This is a genomic window from Pseudoalteromonas sp. Z9A6 (assembly GCF_011378805.1).
Classification (GTDB): domain Bacteria; phylum Pseudomonadota; class Gammaproteobacteria; order Enterobacterales; family Alteromonadaceae; genus Pseudoalteromonas; species Pseudoalteromonas distincta.
In genome coordinates this window covers 40,222-53,804 of sequence record NZ_WTKZ01000007.1, presented here as the reverse complement: position 1 = coordinate 53,804, position 13,583 = coordinate 40,222, and the positions used below count along the sequence as shown (strand labels likewise).

Sequence of the window (13,583 nt, the reverse complement as noted above, 5' to 3'; positions counted from 1 at the left end):
ATTTAGCTGTTTTAGTGCGTATTAATTGTTCTCTAACTGCGCTTTTATATCACGAAGTGCTGCTTTTACTTTTTTCATGTTTTCTGGACCCATACGTAAAAGCTGTTTTTGCGCAGCAGGTAATTGCTCCCACTCCGAAAACGCATACTGATACGTCACTGAATCGCGAAGTAACGGCAAGTCACCTTCAGGCTCTGGCGTATCAAGTAATAAATCGATTGCATCGGTTAGCGTTTGATTAAACTCGTCATCGCCGTAACCAATTTCACTGTATGCATTATTTATAAGTGGCTTGTACTCTTCGTACATGCGAACGGCTTGCGCTGCACTCATACTGGTAAATATTTTCACATACGGGGTATAACGCTCGTAGCTGTTAGGGTTAATTGTGAGGATATCCCCTTCATTAACGCTAAATTTCTCTTCTGGCTGTACAACAGGCGTGTGCTTTTTAGCTACCTTACCTTTAGCTAGGTTATCTACAAATACAACACCACGGCGAATTACATCGTCGGTCACCATTAGGCTCATTACTGAGTCGCTTAGGTACTCATCCATTTTAGCAACCACAACTGCATCACTTTCGTTAAGTGTTGGTAGTGGTTTTACTTCAGGCACTGGCTCACTTGGGCTTTGTGCTGGTACTTCAAGCTCGGCTGGTTTTTCTGGCATTACAGATGGCGCGTCTACCACTGGGTCATTCTCGGGTTTAAGCTCCATCATAGGTTGCTCTTTAACTGCGGGCTCTACCTCAGTGCGTGTTTCTTGCTCGTCACTTGGTGTGAGCAATACGAAGGCGGCCGCACATGCTACGACTATTAAAATAATAACGGCGAAAAGAATATTGTTATTAGGTGGACGTTTTTGAACATCTGATGCTTCTGGTTTATCTGACATACGAACTCCATAAAAATTAAAATGCGATATCACTTAGAGTACGCTAAGTGGATTAAATTCATTCTTACACAAATACTATGACATTTTATAATACGGCAATTATAGCAAAGTAAGTTACCTACTAAATTGGGTGATTAAATAATGTAATAAGCATTAGGGCAGTTATCCTTTGATTCTTCTAGCTTAAAGACTTACAGTTAATAAATAAAGTAAAGACGTAGAACAGTTTAACCACCAATATGAAAATCAAGCAAGTTGATCCACAAAAACCTAAAACTGCCTTATTACTTACAGGTGGTGGCGCACGAGCTGCTTATCAAGTCGGTGTGCTAAAAGCGCTAGCTCATAGTATGCCTCGTACTGCTCCATTGCCATTTAGAGTAATAAATGGCACCTCCGCTGGCGCTATTAACTCAGCTGCATTGGCATGTTACGCTTCTTGTGCGCATTTGGCTGTACGAAAGCTTGAATCAGTTTGGAAAAACTTTTCAACCTCTATGGTCTATAAAAGTGACTTTTTAAGCGTGTTTGGTCATATTGCTCGCAATATCTTAACGAGCTTTCAGTCAGAGCATATTAACCACCCGCCAGCGAGTCTGCTAAATAACCGCCCTCTGCGTAGTTTATTAAACGAGATTTTAGATTTACACCGCATTGAGCGCAATTTACACCGTAATTATTTAGATGCGCTGTCGATTACAGCCTCAAGTTATACAACGGGTGACTCGGTTGCATTTTTTCAATCTAATACACAAACATCTTGGCAACGTGCTAAACGCGAAGGCCGCGCAACTCGTATTAATGTTGAGCACTTAATGGCATCAAGTGCCATTCCTATGGTGTTTCCAAGTGTAAATATTTATAACCATTACTTTGGTGATGGCTCTATACATCAACTTTCTCCGCTGAGTCCGTCGATTCATTTAGGCGCTGAAAAAATATTTATTATTGGGGTAGACCAACCTAAAGAATTACACCCGCCGGGTTATTCGCCACATTATCCTGGACTATCTGCTGTTGCGGGGCATTTACTAGACAGTGTATTTACCGACACTATGCAATCGGATTTAGAGCGTTTGGCTCGTGTTAACCGAACATTAGGGCTATTACCCGCTCGTGATAAACATCAAGAACTTAAACAAATAGATACCTTTGTAATTAACCCTTCGCAAAACTTTAACGCAATTGCAGCGCAGTATTACGACGATATGCCATGGGCCATTAAAGTATTGCTACGTACCATAGGTGTTAAAAAACATTCGCAATCGAGCTTAACCAGTTATCTATTGTTTGAAAAACGCTACACCCAGCATTTAATGCAAATTGGTTATGAAGACGGTATGAAAAAATTACCGGAGATACGCAAGTTTTTAGAACTAGATTAAGCCCAAACAGAAACGTTATTCTATTCCGTCGAGCAGGTAGTGCTCTACCCGCTCAACACGCCTTGGTTTACCTTGTAACACTAAAACGTCATTAGCCAATAAGATTGTTTGTGCTGATGGCGTGTCTATTTCGGCCCCTTCTCTGCGCAGTGCTTTTACCAGTACTCGACGCTTTTCTAAATTTAGATTTTCGATTGTTTTATTAACTGCATAAGCTTTATCAGGCAGAGCAACTACATGTAAGTACTCTAACCGGTCACTTGATGTATCTTCGTTATCTTTAAAATAGCCTGCATAAAAGCTTTGCATTAACGGATAACGATTACGACGCTCTTTACTTACTCTGCGCACAATACGCGTCATCGGTACTCCCGACATAGACAACACATGCGACACGAGCATTAAGCTTGCCTCTAACGACTCAGGTACTACTTCGGTTACACCTAGCTCTTTTAAATAATCTAGCTGGCTATCGTCACGGGTACGAATGAGTATTTTAACATTGGGTGCTATTTGCTTTATGGCATCAATAACAACTTGTGCATGATCAAACTCTGTAAAAGTAATAATAACCAAGCGAGCTCGCTCTACTCCTGCGCACTTTAAAATATCTTTTTGTTTAACATAGCCAAATATGACAGGCTCACCCGCCGCTTTGCCTTCTTGTACTAAAATTGGGTTACTTTCAATCGCAACATAGTCAATTGCTTCGGGCTTTAAAAAACGCGCTATAGTTTGCCCAACTCGCGAAAAACCACAAATAACAACATGGTCGCTATAAAGCGTACTACTTTGTGGCTCACTCTCGAGCGCCAAACTTGGGCGATCGAGTATGCCTAAACGCTTTAAAATTACTGGCGTTTTATCAATCAAAAATGGAGTAAATGCCATTGAAAGCACACCAAGGGCAATTAAAAATGAAGCTTGCTCTGAGTTTAATAATTGATGCTGGCCAGCAAGTGCAATAAGTACAAAGCCAAACTCCCCCATTTGCCACAGCATAATGCCACAGGCGAGTGAATCTTGGTTTCGCTCATGCATTAGCCGCGCGCTAAAGGCTACCACTACAATTTTTAATACCAGTAAACCCAGCAAGGCACCAATAATTATTATGATATGCCCTAGTACAAATAAAATATCTAGCTGCATACCAACAGTAACAAAAAATAGCCCCATTAAAATATCGCGAAATGGGCGTATATCGGCCTCTAACTGATGCCTGTAATGGCTCTCACCTAACATCATTCCGGCTAAAAAAGCACCTAGCGCCATAGACAAGCCAAACATATACGTTAAAAAACCTGCAAACAACGCGACTAATATGGTGGTAAGTACAAATAACTCATCGGTTCGTACTTGCGCTATTTCTTTAAACACAATGGGCAATACCCACTTACCAATTGCCCAAAGAAGCACACATACAAATGCGCCTTTACTTAGGGCAAACGCTAAAGCCCAGCCAATACTTTGAGAGTCACTTGATGCAAATAAAGGAAGTATTATTAATAGAGGAACGACAGCAATATCTTGAAAAAGTAGAACACCAACAGCCAATTGCCCACGGCGCTGATTAAGCTCACCCGTTTCTTTTAATAGCTTAACAACCACAGCAGTTGAAGAAAGCGCCATAATTGTGCCAATGGTAAAGCTGGTGAGTAATGAAAAGTTTAAGCAATATAGAATAATAATGAAGAGTAAACTGGTTATACCTACTTGTAATGAGCCCAAACCAAATACTAGATTTCGCATTGCCATTAGCCGAGAAACAGAAAATTCTAGCCCTAAACTAAATAACAAAAATACAATGCCCAATTCAGCCACAAACTCTATTTCGTGAGATTGTGTAAGCCAACCAATACCATGACTACCGGCTAAAACCCCCGTTGCTAGGTACGCTAAAATAGGCGGCAAGCCAATGCGCTTAAAAAACCACACAAAAAGAACTGCCGCGACTAATAAGCCAAAAATTTGAGCATTAATACTTTGCAAATGCAGCCTCGCGTTTAAATTAAACTAGTAGCTTGTAAGTAAATATAACAACCATATGTTTTTCATGCAATTTTAAAATATGGCACAAAAATAGCTTAGTTATTGCAAAGTAACACCCTCGGGGGAGAATTTAATGGAAAACGTCCATATTTTGACGCAGCGTGTGTCTGGTCGCAGTGATTTTTTGCCGTTTTCAGCTGAACATTCGCCAACAAATGAAATAACTGAAACGCATGAACTCGTCGCAGAGCTACAAACAAGCTTAGTGATCGAGGATGTTCTGGCTATTTACGCTAAATTTGCAAAACAATTGCTCAATTTTTCTGGATTGCAGTTTCAATCAACTTTAGGTACTGCTCAAACATCACAAAGTGATACAAGTAGTACACCCTATATTTTTGATTTAGCGATTAATAAAGACCACTTAGGGCAGCTAATCTATTTTAGTAAATTCCCGCTTGGTCACGCAATTGAGAAAAAATTACATACATTACATACTGCGTTGGTTTATCCACTTCGTAATGCGATGATGTATAACCGCGTACTAAAGCTTGCCACAAAGGATGCGTTAACCGGTTTAAATAATCGTAGTCAATTTAATGACTTTTTACTTCAAAAGCTTGAAAACTGTCGCCGTTATCAACGTCCATTTAGTTTAATGTTGCTTGATTTGGATAACTTTAAACAAGTTAACGACAACTTCGGCCATAAAATTGGTGACGATACACTTAAAGAATTTTCAAAAGTACTGTGTAGTAGTATACGCGGCACTGATTCGGTATTTAGATTTGGTGGTGATGAGTTTGCTTTACTTATTGAAGACCCTGAGTTTACAACTAATAAAGTGATTGCTGAGCGTATAATGTGCTTAGTAAGAAAATCGCCATTAATGTCTAAGTATAAAGTAACAACCAGTATTGGTTTTACTTTAGCTAACAGCCAAGATTGCGAAACTGAGATATTTGCTCGAGTAGATAAAGGTTTATACAAAGCAAAGGCATCAGGTAGAAACTGCGCAAAAGCATATTAGCCTTTACTTAACTGCATTAAATAAAAAAGCCTAGCTTCCCCCGCTAGGCTTTGCACTTACCAATTTATAAATAAACAACGCAGCACAAAAACCAAAAAAGAACCCGCTAATTAAATTAAGTAATGCAGTAATAGTCGCAAGCGGTGTAAATAATACTAAAAGCAGTGGCAGGCTCACGCCTAAAATAAAAAACAATCCACCTTTACCTAACCAATAAGCTAATAAAAGTACTGCAGATGCAATCCCACCAGCGACTGCATAACCTAACGTAACTATATTTAACTCAAGTAAAACATTAGCGATAACAGCAATAAGCGCTGTTATTAGCATACCCATTGGCGCTTTTGTTACTAACGATAAGCCAACATGCGGCTGTTTACTCATTTATTTACACTCCCAAACAATACCATTTTCATCAACATGCTTAGCACTTATAAAATAACCAACCACTTGAACTAATTCATCATTATAAAAAATAAGTGGCACACTGGCGCGTAGCCACGGCGCTATTTTTGCATCTTTAAACCAATGCTTAACTGTATTACTACCAGGCTTTTTAAATGGTTTAATACGTGCGCTATTACAATTAAAGCGCACTATTACTTGCTCATTTGAGTGTGGAGGTCTTACTCCAAAACCAATGCTTTTAATTAATAAGCGCCCGTCTGCAAGTTTTAGCTGCGAATGATTCAGCTCAATATCAGTTAATACTTCGCTTGGTGTTACAAAATACAAATAACCTTGATGGCGACGTATTTGCCCATCGAGCAAATCAATACGCATTTGTGCGTCGTTTTTTGCGCACATTGCTTGATTAATAATTTGCTCAAGCTGCTTTTGCGATGGCATGACTTGTGTAAATAATGCAAGCCACGCACGTACTATATTTGCAATACGCGCTGAGCTGTATTCACTTATTTGGCTAATGCACAGTGCTTGGTGCTCGTTAATACACTTATTTAAATCAAGCTGAGTGTACTCATCAAGTAGTGTTTGCTGCTGTTGTAGTAGCTCAATACTTCGTGCTGTACATTGTTCAAACCCAGTAAAGCGCTCGGCTAACACAGGTACTATTTTTGAGCGTAAAAAGTTACGGTCAAAACTTTCATCTGTATTTGAGTCATCAGTTATGTGGTTAATACTAAAGCGCGCTGCAAACGCTTCTATATCGCTTCGCTTTACGTTTAACAATGGCCTAAAACATGCACGGCCACTTTGCAGAAAACGCGCTTGGTGCATGGCGCCAAGCCCTTTTAAACCCGAGCCACGCTTTAAGCGCAGTAAAAACGTTTCTACTTGGTCGTTTAAATGTTGGCCCAATAAAACAATGCTGCCTTGTGGGCTTAGCTCATCAAGTGCTTTGTAACGTGCATCGCGAGCTTGGGCTTCAAGGCTCGTACGCGACTGCTGCTCAATTACAACTTTTGCGACTTTAAAAGGCACATCAAGCTCAATACATACATTCTTGCAAAAGCGTTGCCAGTCATCAGCATACTGGCTCAAGCCATGGTGAACATAAATAGCCGATACATCAATTGCAGGATTATCGGCTCTTAAAGCACGCATTAAATGCAGCAACACCACAGAATCAACACCACCAGAAAGCGCCACAGTAAAAACAGTGTTACCTTGCTCAATATAGCTATTTAGTGATTTTTTTAATTGCTGATAAATTGCTGTTGTATGCATATGGCCGCACTTTTATATAAAAACTCTGAACATTTTAAAGCAAAAAAGCCGCATAAGCGGCTTTTTTAACAATTAATGTGTTTAGCAATAACCAAACGACATTAAACGTTTGTAACGTTGATCAAGCATTTCTTCAAGCGTAAGCGCTTGTAAGTCTGCTAGGTCACGCTTAAGGCGTACTTTTAAGTTACGTGCCATAGCATCGTAATTACGATGTGCACCACCTAGTGGCTCATCAACTAAGTTGTTGATTAAGTCTAGCTCTTTAACGCGCTCTGCAGTTACACCCATTGCTTCTGCTGCAAGCGGTGCTTTGTCAGCGCTTTTCCAAAGAATAGACGCACAACCTTCAGGCGAAATTACAGAATAAGTGCTGTACTGCAACATGTTAACTCTGTCGCCAACACCAATTGCTAATGCACCACCTGAACCGCCTTCACCAATAACCGTACATATTGTCGGCACTTTAAGTGACGCCATTACTTTTAAGTTACGTGCGATTGCTTCAGATTGACCACGTTCTTCAGCGCCAACACCTGGGTATGCACCTGGTGTGTCAATAAAGGTCATGATTGGCATTTTAAAACGCTCAGCCATTTCCATTAAGCGTAATGCTTTACGGTAACCTTCTGGCTTTGGCATACCAAAGTTACGTTTAATTTTTTCAGCAGTATCACGACCTTTTTGTTGGCCAATAACCATTACTGGTTCGCCATCTAAACGCGCAATGCCACCTAAAATAGCTGGATCGTTAGCAAAAGTACGATCGCCAGCAAACTCGTCAAATTCCGTGAAAATGCGCTCGATATAATCTCGAGTGTAAGGACGCAACGGATGACGTGCTAACTGTGATACTTGCCAAGCGCCTAAATTAGAAAAAATCTCCTGTTTTTGTTTGGCACTTTTTTCTTTTAATTTGCTGACTTCCTCTTCTAACTCAAGGTCTAATTCGCCAGCGCGGCTGATACTTTGTAATTCTTCAATTTTTGCTTCTAATTCTGCAATTGGAAGCTCAAAATCAAGATAATTGAGGCTCATGCTCTAAACTACCTAATTAGTTAAATTCTAGTTCTACATCTTGCGCAGCCATTAGTGATAACTTATGGATTAAGTCGTCACTTGGCGTAACACACCATTCGATCCCAAGAGTTAATTGCGCCAACGCATCTGGACGTTGGTAATAAACCTTGATCGGACACGTTCCCATTTTATAGGGTTCGAGTACTTTTTGTAATTTATCGAAGAAACCTGCCTCGATTTGCACCATGTTCAGCGTCATTTTAATCGCTTTAATACGCTTTTCACGCGCTTGAGCAATGGTGTTTATTTCTCTGGCGGTCATTGTAATACCACCGGAGAAGTTATCAAAGCTGACCTGTCCAGATATTACCAGGATATTGTTAACTTGGAGCATATCTTGGTACTTTTCAAACTCGTCTGAATACAAGCGTACATCAATCCGTGCACTCTTGTCATCTAAAGTTACTAAGGCCCAACGATTTCCTTTTTTATTAATTAATACTCTAGAAGCAATAACTAAACCAGCTGCCGTTGCAAACACATCACGATTAGTTGGCTGTAAATCAACTATTTTTCCGCTAGTGTAATGCCTAAGCTCACGGCGGTACTGATTTATTGGATGCCCAGTTAAATAAAGGCCTAGCGTCTCTTTTTCGCCATCTAACCACTCGTTATCAGTAAGCCCTGTGGCTTTAATAAAAGCTTGTTCAACTTCATCAGGCTCAGTGGCTAATAAACCAAATAAGTCACTTTGTCCTAATTGCTCAGCTTTGTTGTGTTGATCGGCCGCACGCATAGCATCTTTTAAACTGGCTAGTAATGTAGCACGCCCAGATTGGGTTTTCTCTGGTCCTAATTGATCCAAAGCACCTGCGTAAATTAATTTTTCAGTAACACGTTTATTTAAGCGTTTTAAATCAACACGGGCACAAAAATCAAATAAATCTTTAAATGGGCCGCCTTTTGCACGCGCTTCTAAAATTGCTTCAACCGGAGCCTCACCTACGCCTTTTATCGCGCCAATGCCGTAAACAATTTCACCTTCAAGGTTTACTGTAAACTTAAACTCACCTGCATTTACGTCTGGTGGTAATAAGGTGAGCTTCATGTTTTCACATTCATCCACCAAAATAACTATTTTGTCGGTGTTATCCATATCGGCCGACATTACCGCAGCCATAAACTCTGCAGGATGATGCGTTTTCATCCACAATGTTTGATACGATACGAGTGCGTAAGCTGCTGAGTGAGATTTGTTAAAACCGTAACCTGCGAACTTTTCTACCAAGTCGAAGATTTTTATCGCAAGCTCGCCGTCAATGCCGTTATTTCTTGCGCCATCTTCAAATGTTGAACGCTGCTTTGCCATTTCTTCGGGTTTTTTCTTACCCATAGCACGACGCAGCATGTCGGCGCCACCTAGCGTGTAACCTGCCAGTACTTGCGCAATTTGCATTACTTGTTCTTGATACAAAATAATGCCGTAGGTTGGATCAAGTATTGGTTTTAAGCTTTCGTGCTGATACTGCGCATCTGGGTATGAGATTTCTTCGCGGCCCAGTTTTCGGTCGATAAAGTTATCTACCATGCCTGATTGCAGTGGACCTGGTCGGAACAAAGCCACAAGTGCAATCATATCTTCAAAGCAGTCGGGCTTAAGGCGGCGTACTAAGTCTTTCATACCACGCGACTCTAGCTGGAATACAGCGGTCGTTTCAGCGCGAAGTAACAACTCAATACTTTTTTTATCATCCAGTGGAATGGTGTTTATATCAACGGGGTCTTTACCTTGGCGCTTCATGCGCACATTGGTCATATCGACCGCCCACTGCAATATAGTCAGTGTACGTAAACCCAAGAAATCGAACTTAACTAAGCCGGCTGTTTCTACATCGTTTTTATCAAACTGTGTTACTGGAAACTTACCTTCGTCATCGCAATAAAGCGCAGCGAAGTCGGTAATAGTGGTTGGCGATATTACTACGCCACCCGCATGTTTACCGGCATTACGTGTACACCCTTCAAGGATGCGACACATGTCGATTAAGTCTTTTACCTCATTGTCGCCATCGTAGGCTTCTTGCAAGCGCGGTTCTACATCAAACGCTTTGGCAAGTGTCATCCCGGGGTCACCCGGAATCAATTTTGAAATTCGGTCAACAAACCCGTAAGGATGGCCAAGCACTCGCCCTACATCGCGTATTACCGCCTTTGCAGCCATGGTACCAAAGGTAATAATTTGCGAAACCGCATCTCGACCATACAAAGCCGACACGTGATCAATTACTTCGTCTCGTCTATCCATACAAAAATCGACGTCGAAATCGGGCATTGATACACGTTCAGGGTTTAAGAATCGCTCAAAGAGTAAGTCAAACTCAAGTGGATCAAGGTCGGTAATTTTAAGCGCGTACGCAACTAACGAACCCGCACCTGAACCACGACCAGGTCCAACTGGAATATTATTATCTTTACTCCACTGAATAAACTCCATTACGATTAAGAAGTAACCTGGGAATCCCATTTGGTTGATTACACCGAGCTCAATTGCAAGACGCTCATCGTATTCAACACGTTTTACTTTTCTATCTTCTTCGTCGGGGAATAAAAACTGTAGTCGCTCTTCTAGGCCGTCTTGTGACACTTTAACTAAAAAGTCTTCAATTTTAAGCGAGCCGGTTGGGTAATCAGGTAAAAAGTAAGTACCTAATTGCACAGTTACATTACAACGCTTAGCGATTTCTACGGTATTTTGTAGGGCTTCTGGAATATCGCTAAACAACTCAGCCATTTGCTCAGGTGTTTTTAGATATTGTTCTTCAGAGAACCGTTTAGGGCGGCGCTTATCATCGAGCGTGTAACCGTCAAAAATAGCAACACGAATTTCGTGCGCTTCAAAGTTTTCGGGCTTTAAAAACACCACTTCGTTGGTGGCTACAACCGGTAGCTGCTCTTTAGCAGCAAGCTCTACCGCCATGTGTAAGTAATCTTCTTCAAGCGGTCGGTTGGTGCGAACAAGCTCTAGGTAGTAGTTATCGCTAAAATGCTGCTTATAAAAACTAACAACCGATTCAATTACAGTCGGATTATTTTTTAATAACGCTTTACCTAAGTCACCGTCTTTAGCGCCTGAGAGAATAATTAAGCCTGCTTTTAGCTCAACTAACCACTCGCGGTCAATCACAGGGCGATGAAATACATGCCCACGCTGATACGCTTTAGATATTAATAAGGTAATGTTTTTATAGCCGTCGTTGTCTTTGGCTAATATGGTTAAGCGGCTTGGCTCATCAGGAAACTCTGGGCTACGAACCCAAAAGTCAGCACCCACTATAGGTTTAATACCTGCATTATGCGTGGCGCCATAAAAACGCACTAAACCACAAAAGTTCATTTGATCAGTAATTGCAATGGCTGGCATTTGCAGCTCTTGCGCTTTTGCGACTATTGGCTTTGTTTTAGCAAGGCCATCAACCATCGAAAAGTCTGAATGAACTCTTAAATGAACAAAATCAGGAGCAGCCATGCTTAGCCCTCACCATTGGCTTGCGCCAAAACGCGCTGCACAGGTTTAAAGCTTTTACGATGCTCGTCAATTGCACCGTACTGTTCAAGCGCTGCAAAGTGCGCTTTAGTGGGATACCCTTTGTGCCCTGCAAAACCATATTCTGGGTGGCGTTTATCAAGCTCAAGCATTTCGTCATCGCGCGCTACTTTAGCTAAAATAGACGCTGCTGAAATTTCGGCCACTAAGCTATCACCTTTAACAACAGCTTGTGCTGGCATAGTGAGTTTTGGCAATCGATTACCATCTATAAATACAAATTCAGGTTGTGTGCTTAATGCCTCCACTGCGCGACTCATGGCAAGCATCGTTGCGTGCAAAATATTTAACTCATCAATTTCTGTTGGACTGCAGCGTCCATACGCGTAGCACAATGCTTTTTCTTTTATTTCAATTGCAAGTGCTTGGCGTTTTTTATCCGTTAGTTTTTTAGAATCTGCTAAGCCTGCAATTGGTTTAGTGGGATCTAAAATGACGGCGGCAGTGACTACATCACCAACAAGCGGGCCGCGCCCTACTTCATCTACACCAGCAATTAAGGATACATTGGGTCTATCAATTTGCATTTATTAACTCCGCCACAGCATTGGCTGCTTGTTCACTGGCATTTAATCTAATTTTTTCGTGAATAGCTAAAAAGCGTGCTTTTAGCTCTTTGTTATCTGTGTTGAGCATAGGGGTAAGTGCGTTTGTTAAGTTAGTCACATTACACTCGGTTTGTAAAAACTCAGGCACAAGCTCTTCGTCGGCTAATAAATTAGGCAGCGAAAAGTACTTAATATTAAACGTAAATAAAGTTTTAAAAATCCAATAGCTCAAAGGCTTTATTTTATAGCCCACAACCATTGGCTTTTTATAAAGCATGCCTTCGAGTGTTGCAGTGCCCGAGGCTAATAAAATAGCATCAGCAGCTTGCATCGCTAATTTAGATTGCCCATCAAGCAGGTTAACATTAAGTTTCGGTGCGGTAGCGTTTAATATATCACTAAACTGCGCTTTGCGTTTTACGTTAACCAACGGCACCACAATTTTAAGGTTGGGGTTTTTAGCTTGCAGCTCTGCGGCTGTTTTAATGTAAGTTTCGCTTAGTAAACCAACTTCTGAGCCTCGGCTACCAGGAAGTAACGCCAGTACTTTGTCATCAAGGCTTAAGCCGAGTTCTGCACGTGCTTTAGTATCGTCGTGCTCAAGTGCAATGTCGTCAGCCAAGGTATGTCCTACAAATGTACATGGCACTTGGTGTTTATCGTAAAACTCTTTTTCAAATGGCAGTAACGCAAGCACTAAGTTAGTGGCTGCACTTATTGTATGTATACGCTTTTCGCGCCACGCCCAAACAGATGGACTTACATACTGTACTGTTTTAATGCCCGCATCTTTAAGTGGCTTTTCAACGCGTAAGTTAAAATCGGGTGCATCAATACCAATAAATACATCAGGTGGGTTATCTACAAAATGCTGCACGAGTTGTTTACGTATTTTAAGCAAACGCGGCAAACGCCCTAGCACCTCAACAAGCCCCATTACCGAAAGCTCATCCATGTCGTAAAGTGTTTTACAGCCCTGCGCTTGCATTTTAGGTCCTGCTATTCCTTCAAAAATGGCGTCCGGAAAATGTTTTTTAAGGGCTTTAATTAAACCTTCACCTAAAATATCGCCCGACAGTTCACCTGCCACAATACCAATTCGTAGTTGTTTTTTATCTTTATTCATTTGATTTTATTTCACAAGTAAACCAGGCGTTCATGCTTGTTAGTTTACCGTGTTTTACTGTTTGGTTAAACGCTTTAAATAACTGGTTTTTTATCACGTAAGTTAAGGCTTTATGTTGTTTGTTTTTAATACTGATGTAGCATAGGAAATATATATTAAGTTTTACTAATATGTATGTTGACAAAAATTGCACAAAAGTAAATACTATTACAAACTTTCAGTAATTACTGAAAGTTCATTAAACCTTAACTTTGCCAATTAAATGTTGCCCTGTTAATCCGTCACTCTCAAGGAG

10 protein-coding genes are annotated in these 13,583 nt (G+C 40.9%); 2 read left to right on the top strand and 8 right to left on the bottom strand.

Annotation, left to right across the window (positions count from 1 at the left end; translation table 11 throughout):
* Positions 1–21: 21 nt before the first annotated feature.
* On the bottom strand, positions 22–897 hold the full coding sequence (locus GQR53_RS04440) for a DUF3014 domain-containing protein (protein ID WP_165742999.1): 876 nt from the start codon (positions 895–897) through the stop codon (positions 22–24).
* A 239-nt stretch (positions 898–1,136) separates the two neighbouring features.
* Here GQR53_RS04440 and GQR53_RS04435 point away from each other — a divergent pair, with 239 nt between their 5' ends.
* Positions 1,137–2,282, top strand: coding sequence for a patatin-like phospholipase family protein (locus GQR53_RS04435; protein ID WP_002958292.1), 1,146 nt, complete (start codon positions 1,137–1,139; stop codon positions 2,280–2,282).
* Positions 2,283–2,297: 15 nt separating this feature from the next.
* Here the strand turns inward: GQR53_RS04435 and GQR53_RS04430 are convergent, their stop codons facing one another.
* Positions 2,298–4,271 (bottom strand): monovalent cation:proton antiporter family protein, encoded by a 1,974-nt coding sequence (locus GQR53_RS04430; RefSeq protein ID WP_165742998.1) that lies wholly within the window; start codon positions 4,269–4,271, stop codon positions 2,298–2,300.
* A 133-nt stretch (positions 4,272–4,404) separates the two neighbouring features.
* Here GQR53_RS04430 and GQR53_RS04425 point away from each other — a divergent pair, with 133 nt between their 5' ends.
* On the top strand, positions 4,405–5,301 hold the full coding sequence (locus tag GQR53_RS04425) for a GGDEF domain-containing protein (RefSeq protein ID WP_165742997.1): 897 nt from the start codon (positions 4,405–4,407) through the stop codon (positions 5,299–5,301).
* Between the two features lie 30 nt (positions 5,302–5,331).
* Here the strand turns inward: GQR53_RS04425 and GQR53_RS04420 are convergent, their stop codons facing one another.
* The 6 genes from GQR53_RS04420 to lpxB all read right to left on the bottom strand — a co-directional run bounded on the left by GQR53_RS04420 (position 5,332) and on the right by lpxB (position 13,288).
* Entirely contained in the window at positions 5,332–5,685 is a 354-nt protein-coding gene (locus GQR53_RS04420) for a hypothetical protein (protein ID WP_024606283.1), read from the bottom strand.
* Positions 5,686–6,990: a tRNA lysidine(34) synthetase TilS gene (gene tilS / locus GQR53_RS04415; RefSeq protein WP_165742996.1), complete on the bottom strand. Its 1,305-nt coding sequence runs from the start codon at positions 6,988–6,990 to the stop codon at positions 5,686–5,688.
* Between the two features lie 81 nt (positions 6,991–7,071).
* Entirely contained in the window at positions 7,072–8,028 is a 957-nt protein-coding gene (accA, locus tag GQR53_RS04410; RefSeq protein WP_002958297.1) for an acetyl-CoA carboxylase carboxyl transferase subunit alpha, read from the bottom strand.
* Between the two features lie 16 nt (positions 8,029–8,044).
* Positions 8,045–11,536 carry a DNA polymerase III subunit alpha gene (dnaE, locus tag GQR53_RS04405; protein ID WP_138488763.1) on the bottom strand — a complete coding sequence of 1,164 codons (3,492 nt, stop codon included), beginning with the start codon at positions 11,534–11,536 and terminating at the stop codon, positions 8,045–8,047.
* 2 nt (positions 11,537–11,538) lie between these two features.
* Positions 11,539–12,141 carry a ribonuclease HII gene (gene rnhB / locus GQR53_RS04400; protein ID WP_165742995.1) on the bottom strand — a complete coding sequence of 201 codons (603 nt, stop codon included), beginning with the start codon at positions 12,139–12,141 and terminating at the stop codon, positions 11,539–11,541.
* Complete coding sequence (gene lpxB, locus GQR53_RS04395) at positions 12,131–13,288, bottom strand: lipid-A-disaccharide synthase (RefSeq protein ID WP_165742994.1); 1,158 nt, start codon at positions 13,286–13,288, stop codon at positions 12,131–12,133. Before lpxB ends, rnhB begins: the two co-directional genes overlap by 11 nt.
* Positions 13,289–13,583 lie beyond the last annotated feature (295 nt).

What these genes read in the sequence shown, in the direction of transcription:
- GQR53_RS04440 (WP_165742999.1), bottom strand. Translation starts at nt 897, where the DNA reads ATGTCAGATAAACCAGAAGCATCAGATGTTCAAAAACGTCCACCTAAT.
- GQR53_RS04435 (WP_002958292.1), top strand. Translation starts at nt 1,137, where the DNA reads ATGAAAATCAAGCAAGTTGATCCACAAAAACCTAAAACTGCCTTATTA.
- GQR53_RS04425 (WP_165742997.1), top strand. Translation starts at nt 4,405, where the DNA reads ATGGAAAACGTCCATATTTTGACGCAGCGTGTGTCTGGTCGCAGTGAT.
- GQR53_RS04420 (WP_024606283.1), bottom strand. Translation starts at nt 5,685, where the DNA reads ATGAGTAAACAGCCGCATGTTGGCTTATCGTTAGTAACAAAAGCGCCA.
- tilS (WP_165742996.1), bottom strand. Translation starts at nt 6,990, where the DNA reads ATGCATACAACAGCAATTTATCAGCAATTAAAAAAATCACTAAATAGC.
- accA (WP_002958297.1), bottom strand. Translation starts at nt 8,028, where the DNA reads ATGAGCCTCAATTATCTTGATTTTGAGCTTCCAATTGCAGAATTAGAA.
- dnaE (WP_138488763.1), bottom strand. Translation starts at nt 11,536, where the DNA reads ATGGCTGCTCCTGATTTTGTTCATTTAAGAGTTCATTCAGACTTTTCG.
- rnhB (WP_165742995.1), bottom strand. Translation starts at nt 12,141, where the DNA reads ATGCAAATTGATAGACCCAATGTATCCTTAATTGCTGGTGTAGATGAA.
- lpxB (WP_165742994.1), bottom strand. Translation starts at nt 13,288, where the DNA reads ATGAATAAAGATAAAAAACAACTACGAATTGGTATTGTGGCAGGTGAA.